Below are 6,865 nucleotides of genomic sequence, written 5' to 3'. Positions count from 1 at the left end.
AGACACTGGTTCGGGTCGCGGGTCAGCGCTGGAAAATCGAGCAGGGTTTTCAGACGGCGAAGGGGGAATGCGGCCTGGATGAGTACGAGGTGAGGCGCTGGGCCAGTTGGCATCGCCACATCACCTTGTCGCTGCTGGCCCACGCCCTGTTGATGGCGATTCGGCAAGCGAGCCAGCAGCAAAAAAAGCCGTTGCCGGCAGGATCCAGTGGACACTCTCCGAGCTCAGGCGACTAATAGGGAGATGGCTATGGCAAGGGCAGCAAGCCTTGTCCCATGTGCTTCATTGGTCGGACTGGCGACGAAAGCACCAGTACCGGGCTTGGCAATGCCACTGTCGGCAGCAACAAGCCCGACTAGCCATGCATGAACGATCACGGCAGTAGTTACGACTGTAGTACTAGCGTACATAACGTCGTAGTAACGGAATCGGTTAAGACGGCGGTGGCGGGGCAGTCATTCAAACCACTTCCGGGTACTTGAGTAGTCGGTCATACTCGCGCTTGACCACCTCTTAGCATTCGCAGACTCGGTCTTCGAGCCCAGGGCGGTCAGTCACGGTAATGTGGCCACGGTTGTACGAGATCAAGCCCGCTTTTTGCAGTTTGCCCGCCGATTCGGTGACCCCTTCGCGGCGCACACCCAGCATGTTGGCGATCAACTCCTGGGTCATGACCAGCTTGTCGCCTGGGAGGCGGTCGAGGCTGAGCAGTAGCCAGCGGCATAGCTGCTGATCGACGCTGTGGTGACGGTTACATACCGCTGTTTGCGCCATTTGTGTCAGCAAGGCTTGGGTATAGCGCAAGAGCAGCCGCTGCATGGGCCCGGCGCGGTAGAATTCGTTCTTTAGCAGATGGCCCTTGAGGCGGTAGGCCGTTCCTGCACTCTGCACGATCGCGCGGCTGGGGGTAGTTTCGCCGCCCATGAATAGCGATACGCCGACGACCCCTTCATGGCCCACGACGGCAATCTCAGTCGAAGCGCCGTCTTCCATTACGCACAGCAGCGAGACGATGGCATCAATGGGAAAGTAGACATGGCTCATTTGCTGGCCGGATTCGCACAGCGACTGGCCCAAGGTCAGCGTCACTTTTTCGAAAGATGGCAACAGACTTTCAAGCTCTTCACGCGGTAGCATTCCAAGCAGCGCGTTTTGCTGCAAAACTGTCGGTTCCAGCATTAAAAATCTATCCTTGTCCCTGTGTGACGCACAATTTCTGGTCGCAATGCTCACGGTTGTCTCATGATGTCAAACGCTTGTATCAGGTATTCCAAGGCACGGTGATAGGCGCTCCTAGTTTAGAACGCCGCAAGGCAAGCTCTGTACGCTAGCGCACATAAGCGTGGTCGAACCGCTCAAAAAATGCCACCTGTACCGTCATCTGCCTGATGGATAATACGTACCTGTATAGGCGATTTGATCATCCGGGATCCGGAATACGAAAATTTTCTGTTGGGTAACGCACAGACCAAAGCTCTAGCCGAAAATAAACTGGCAAGAGGGTTAAGTTTCTATGGAACTAGGAAAAATTCCAGAACCGGATGGTGCTGGGTAAGTTGAATGGGTAGGGAAAATATGTCGACGATTGCCAATTCAGATGCAAATTCAGATACCAACGCTGCTGTTGCAAACTTCGACGAGGCTCTGCAACAGCTCGGGGCTGCCCTTCTCAACGGCACCGTGGCTTACAATACACAAGTGCTGGACGCGGCACTTCATGTTATGAAAGCTCCCGGTGGATTGGATGCATTATATGCCCGTGTATCGGTAATAGAGGCCAAGGGGGTATTTGCCAACAGTGATTGGGACCAGCCCGCCATTCTGCGCCCCTCCCTTGCCGTGAGAACGCTACGCCATGGGGCTTCGCCATACACGTCTATCGAAGTGCTGAGTGAGCTTCGTTTATTGGCGGTAGCAATGGGGGAGTATATTCATCCTGGAATTTCCGCGGAGCAGGCCAGAAACTTTCTGACCCAGGTGACCGCACTGAACCTGGATCTTCTTTCAGGCCAAATGAGCGAGGCGGATAGGCAGCGCTCGCAAAGGCTTGGTGAGATTGTTAATTCGCTGTATCAGTTTTTGCTCAACCGCCTGGGCTATGAAAGCATTCTCGACAGCTTGGTGGATGAGGTGCAGCGTTTGCTGGCCCAGCGCCCGATACAAACGGACAGCATAAAGCAGATGGTCAGTCAGATTGCTAAATGTCTGTTTGATCCGGCAATCGAAACCTCGGGCATGGATAAAGCAGCACGTCTTGTCAGTGCGTTATTTGGTCCGACGCTGGGCTGTCGCGATGACCCGGGCTTTGCGGTATACAGCGAACGTCTGAACGCCATGGATGAACCCGCACTAAGACAAGAAGCGCAGAGTTATGCCAATGCCATGCATGAGACAGGCATGGTGTCTGCGTATCATCCGATGCTGTTGAGACACCTGCGGGGGAACCGAGATGACCTTATACCCCTAGCATTGGGCCTGAGTATAACCGGCAACGATGTCTTTCAGAGCTACCGTCAGATCGTGCTCAAGCTGATTGATGAGGTAGTTCATCCGAAAACCTGTCAGGCTGTCTATGGCCTAGCCTTGTTTCTTGAACGCGGATCTCTCTTTTCTCCGCCGGTAGCGTCGGGCCTATGGCGGCAGTTGGAACTGATATTGTGTCAGTCAGCATCCGATAAATTGACTGCGGTTTTCGGTGATGCACACCCTCCGCGTGTCTATTTACTGGCCGGCGTTTTGAGCCTATTGGGGCAACCATTGGGTATTGGCCAGGGTAATAACCCGACTTGTCAGTCGGTCATCGGGCTTTCCATGTGGTCCTTCAACGACGCTGATTATCTGTTGCAACTGGTGGCCTGGGCCGCTCGTGATGACGATGTCATCATGCGTTTTGAGGGCCAGCATATTACCTCTCAGTACTTAGAACCAGGCCTTGCGAAGGAACCACCAAACGATGTGGATCCGGTTTCATTGGTTCTAATACCTCACCTTGATCGCATTTATGGCGAGATGGGCCGCTTATGCGGGGTACGAGACGACGACCTGCACCGCTGGATCAATCCGGAAATGTATGGCTGGTGGGTCGGGCATGCCTTTCTTAGTGCTATTAGTCGGGTAACAGGAAAAATTCATGAGTACGAGAATTTTATCCGCCACTTTTATGCCTGCTATCACCCTTATTACAATAGCAATATACCCGTTATTCATCCGCAGCCAGCCGGTATTGCTGTCACCGATAGTGGCGGGCGGCTCGTTGGACGCCATGCCATTACCATTATCCGAGTCAACCTTGATCGCGATGGTGAGGTACGCCTCTATTTTTTCAACCCCAACAATGACAGCGGACAGGATTGGGGCCAAGGTGTTTACTGCTCAACAGAAGAACATGGTGAGCGTGCTGGTGAAGCATCACTACCGTTCGCAGCATTCGCTTCACGTTTGTGTGTATTTCATTACGACCCCAGAGAGCTGGGAGATATATCTTTGGTTCCTGGAACAGACGTTGTCCGCGCCACAGAGCTTGGCCGCAACAGTTGGGTTAAAAGCTATGAGTAAACTCATCCCAATAGTTTGGCTATGCCCCGTTACGTGTTGGAAAGCTATCCTGTAGGTAGATGCCTTTAGAGATACCTGCTCATGGACGCACACTCTTTCCCGCATTGGCTGGGCTAGCTGGCCCAACTCAACCAAGCAAAAGAACCTTCTTCGTTGTCGGCTTCAAAAGCGTCCCCAACAGTACGCACTCCACAATACCTTGCCGGCGCTCCAGGCCTGCTCGCACTCTGCGGCCGATGCCGCACCGCTAGCCCCGTGGGGCTGGAGCCGGCCACACCAGTCGATAAGTTCAAGGTCGAGCCCCGCCGATCGCTATATCAGCGACGGGGAGTTTGCGGCCTTCCTGCGGGTCGCCTCACCTTGGATCCGCCGCTATGCCCTCATCAAGTACAAACATAGTGATGGTCGGCGACTCCTACAACGACTACCGCGCCTCACGCCCTAACCGCATGGGCTTTATCGATGTCACCGCCGACCCGAGGGCCTCACATAGAGAGTGCTTTCTCTCCAACGATCCCAAGGAGGCACTGGCAGCACTGTCTCGAACAGATAATCCATGAAGGCACGCACTTTGGGGGTTTTAAGTCGCCGTTCAGGGGTTAACACATGAAGACCACGGTGGCCGGGCATGACCTCTCCTCGCCATTCATCTAGCAGTGGCAACAGCGTACCTTGCATAAGTTCCTCGGCGATCAGCCAGGTGGGGAACATGACCACGCCCTGGCCGAGCAATGCAGCTCTGACCAGACTCTCGGCATCGTTACTGGCAAGACTTCCATCAACCTCATAAACCACTTCTTTCGATGCCTCGTTTTGCTGGAAATACCAGCGCTGACGGCCTAGTTCGCCCTGATACACCAGGCAATCGTGCTCTGCTAGCGCCTTGGGTGTCTCGGGCTTTCCTCGTTTTGTCAGGTATTCAGGGGATGCGGCCACGACATAGTTCATCGACGCCAGCCGTCGTGCCACCAAGGAAGAGTCGGAAAGATTACCCACCCGAAAGGTGATGTCGTGCCCTTCGCGAACCGGATCAACAACGCGATCATTCAACAGTAGTTCCGCCTGTATAGCGGGAAAGCGACGTTGAAATCGGTGGAGCAAGGGCACGATCTGGCGCTGCCCAAAGGCGACAGGCGCATTAATGCGCAATACGCCGCGAGCTTCCATATGTGGTTGACTTAACGCTTCGGTTGCTAGGTCGAGACGCTCAAGGATATCGCGCACTTCCTCATAATAGCGCCAGCCCGCCTCGGTCAGAGTTACGGCGCGAGTGTGCCGGTAAAACAATGGCTGACCTAGCGATTCTTCCAAACCGCGAACCTGCCGCGAGACCGACGATACTGCACGATGGAAGTGGTGTGCGGCGGCGGTGAAACTACCGGTAGCAGCGACGCGCTCGAATACGCGTAAGGCGTTAAGATCCATCAGAGCCGACCCCACATGGTTGCACTTTACGCAATAAAGATTTCGGATGCTTTGGATTGTAGCAAAGAAACCTCTCTAACAAACTGCAGCTCTCATCTGGCGTTGACGTCAGATTCTGAAGCTCTCATCGGAAAGGGGATCAATTTTGCGTAAAGGTACAGCACTCGTGGTGGGCGCCACCGGCATTACCGGCGGTAATCTGGCTTCATATCTCGTTGCTAGTGGGTGGACCGTTTACGGCCTGTCCCGCCGCGCCACCCAGCAGAGCGGCGTGATTCCCGTTGCCGCTGACCTGTTAGACAAGCCAGCCACCGAGCAAGCGCTCGCCAGCTTACCGATTACACATGTTTTCTACTGCACCTGGATTCGTCGCGACGACGAGAAGGCCAATATCGAGGCCAACAGTGCAATGATGCGTCATTTATTCGAGGCGCTCGATAGCGATAACCTGGAACATGCCTCGCTAGTGACAGGGACCAAACAGTATCTGGGATCGTTCGAGGCCTACGGTAGCGGACGCATCGAGACCCCGTTCCGCGAATCCGAGCCGCGCGTACCGGGCGATAACTTCTACTATGCGCTGGAAGACGTGCTGTTCGAGGCCGCTGAGCGTCACGGCTTTGCCTGGAACGTACACCGTCCGCACACCGTGATCGGTTATGCCCGTGGCAACGCCATGAACATGGGCACGACGATTGCTGCCTACGCATCGATCTGCAAGGCAACTGGCCAGCCGTTCGTGTTCCCAGGATCGCAGACGCAGTGGAATGCGCTGACCGACATGACAGATGCACTGGTACTGGCACGGCAGATGGAGTGGGCAGCGATCACACCGGGTGCCGCGAATCAGGCCTTCAACACGGTCAATGGAGACGTCTTCCGCTGGCGCCGTATGTGGCATGAGATTGGCGAGTATTTCGACCTTGAAGTGGTTGACTGCCCCGAGACGCCGCAGCCACTGGAGCACCAGATGGCTGATGCGGAATCGACCTGGCGCGACATCGCCGCGAAGCACGATCTCGTCGAGCCGGACGTCGGTAAGCTGGCTTCCTGGTGGCACACCGACGCCGACCTGGGGCGCGAACAGGAATGTGTCAACGACACTACCAAGTCCCGCGATTTCGGTTTTGACCACTTCCGCGAAACACGCAGCGCCTTCTTTGATCTGTTCGACCGGCTTCGCGCCGAGAAGATCATCCCCTGAGCTTGGTGACACGGGATCGATGAATAAGCCCGGCGCCGCATGGTGTCGAGCTTTTCTGTAGGTGAATAGGCATGGCACAGCGCACGAAACGGTCACTGCACGCTTTGCAACCCTTGCCGCGCCTTACCAAGCCGCGCCCCGTCTTACCTCGCCAAGCCTGGCCCGGCCGAGCCAGACGAGGCTGTGACCGTGAAACTGCAAATGGATGATGCCTGGCGGGAAATGCAAAGCGAGTAACCCGCTATGCGGTCAACGAATCCGGCATGGCGAGATCGCCCATCATAGGATCGGAGCGCCTAAAATGAAGGTCAGGATTGCATCTGAGTCTTCGCCGGAGTCTAAGTCATGGCTGGTGTTATCAGGGGTAAGGTCATGCCTGCGAGCAACGCAGCGGAATGTGTAACCCTCATCACTCCCCTCTGGGAAGAGTCGTATCAGATCGCCCGTCAGGATATTTGACGGGTCAACTTGCAGGCCCGTTTTCATCTTTGCGAGCGCTTCGCGGGTTGCAACGCTCACGCTGTCATCAAACTCAATACGAACACCCATTTTGCGGCTCTTCGTCGTTGGGTGTGGAATTCGCCCCCTGATCTGGGCCAGGATATGACCTCCACTTGAACAGGAGGCATGGCATGGACGGCACCCAGATTCTGACCCTCGGCCTGGGCCTGGAAGCGCCCT

At 55.4% G+C, this 6,865-nt stretch carries 5 protein-coding genes and 1 pseudogene; 3 read left to right on the top strand and 3 right to left on the bottom strand.

What is annotated here, in order from left to right; genetic code table 11:
* Nucleotides 1-173 (top strand): annotated as a pseudogene (locus HF027_RS15720) (IS701-like element ISCARN75 family transposase); the annotation flags it as partial.
* Between the two features lie 340 nt (nucleotides 174-513).
* Here HF027_RS15720 and HF027_RS15285 read toward each other — a convergent pair.
* On the bottom strand, nucleotides 514-1,233 hold the full coding sequence (locus HF027_RS15285) for a Crp/Fnr family transcriptional regulator (RefSeq protein WP_245184882.1): 720 nt from the start codon (nucleotides 1,231-1,233) through the stop codon (nucleotides 514-516).
* A 342-nt stretch (nucleotides 1,234-1,575) separates the two neighbouring features.
* Between HF027_RS15285 and HF027_RS15280 the strand changes: the two genes are divergently transcribed.
* Nucleotides 1,576-3,555, top strand: coding sequence for a hypothetical protein (locus tag HF027_RS15280; protein ID WP_168017121.1), 1,980 nt, complete (start codon nucleotides 1,576-1,578; stop codon nucleotides 3,553-3,555).
* Between the two features lie 465 nt (nucleotides 3,556-4,020).
* Here the strand turns inward: HF027_RS15280 and HF027_RS15275 are convergent, their stop codons facing one another.
* Nucleotides 4,021-4,980: a LysR family transcriptional regulator gene (locus HF027_RS15275; protein WP_168017119.1), complete on the bottom strand. Its 960-nt coding sequence runs from the start codon at nucleotides 4,978-4,980 to the stop codon at nucleotides 4,021-4,023.
* 145 nt (nucleotides 4,981-5,125) lie between these two features.
* Between HF027_RS15275 and HF027_RS15270 the strand changes: the two genes are divergently transcribed.
* Complete coding sequence (locus HF027_RS15270) at nucleotides 5,126-6,184, top strand: SDR family oxidoreductase (protein WP_168017117.1); 1,059 nt, start codon at nucleotides 5,126-5,128, stop codon at nucleotides 6,182-6,184.
* Between the two features lie 279 nt (nucleotides 6,185-6,463).
* Here the strand turns inward: HF027_RS15270 and HF027_RS15265 are convergent, their stop codons facing one another.
* Nucleotides 6,464-6,733: a hypothetical protein gene (locus HF027_RS15265; protein WP_168017115.1), complete on the bottom strand. Its 270-nt coding sequence runs from the start codon at nucleotides 6,731-6,733 to the stop codon at nucleotides 6,464-6,466.
* Between the last annotated feature and the right edge of the window lie 132 nt (nucleotides 6,734-6,865).

This window comes from Halomonas salinarum (genome assembly GCF_012062845.1).
In the GTDB taxonomy this organism is placed as follows: domain Bacteria; phylum Pseudomonadota; class Gammaproteobacteria; order Pseudomonadales; family Halomonadaceae; genus Onishia; species Onishia salinarum.
The sequence above is the reverse complement of the archived record's forward strand: the minus strand, read 5'-3'. Positions and strand labels throughout refer to the sequence as shown.

What these genes read in the sequence shown, in the direction of transcription:
- HF027_RS15275 (WP_168017119.1), bottom strand. Translation starts at nt 4,980, where the DNA reads ATGGATCTTAACGCCTTACGCGTATTCGAGCGCGTCGCTGCTACCGGT.
- HF027_RS15265 (WP_168017115.1), bottom strand. Translation starts at nt 6,733, where the DNA reads ATGGGTGTTCGTATTGAGTTTGATGACAGCGTGAGCGTTGCAACCCGC.
- HF027_RS15280 (WP_168017121.1), top strand. Translation starts at nt 1,576, where the DNA reads ATGTCGACGATTGCCAATTCAGATGCAAATTCAGATACCAACGCTGCT.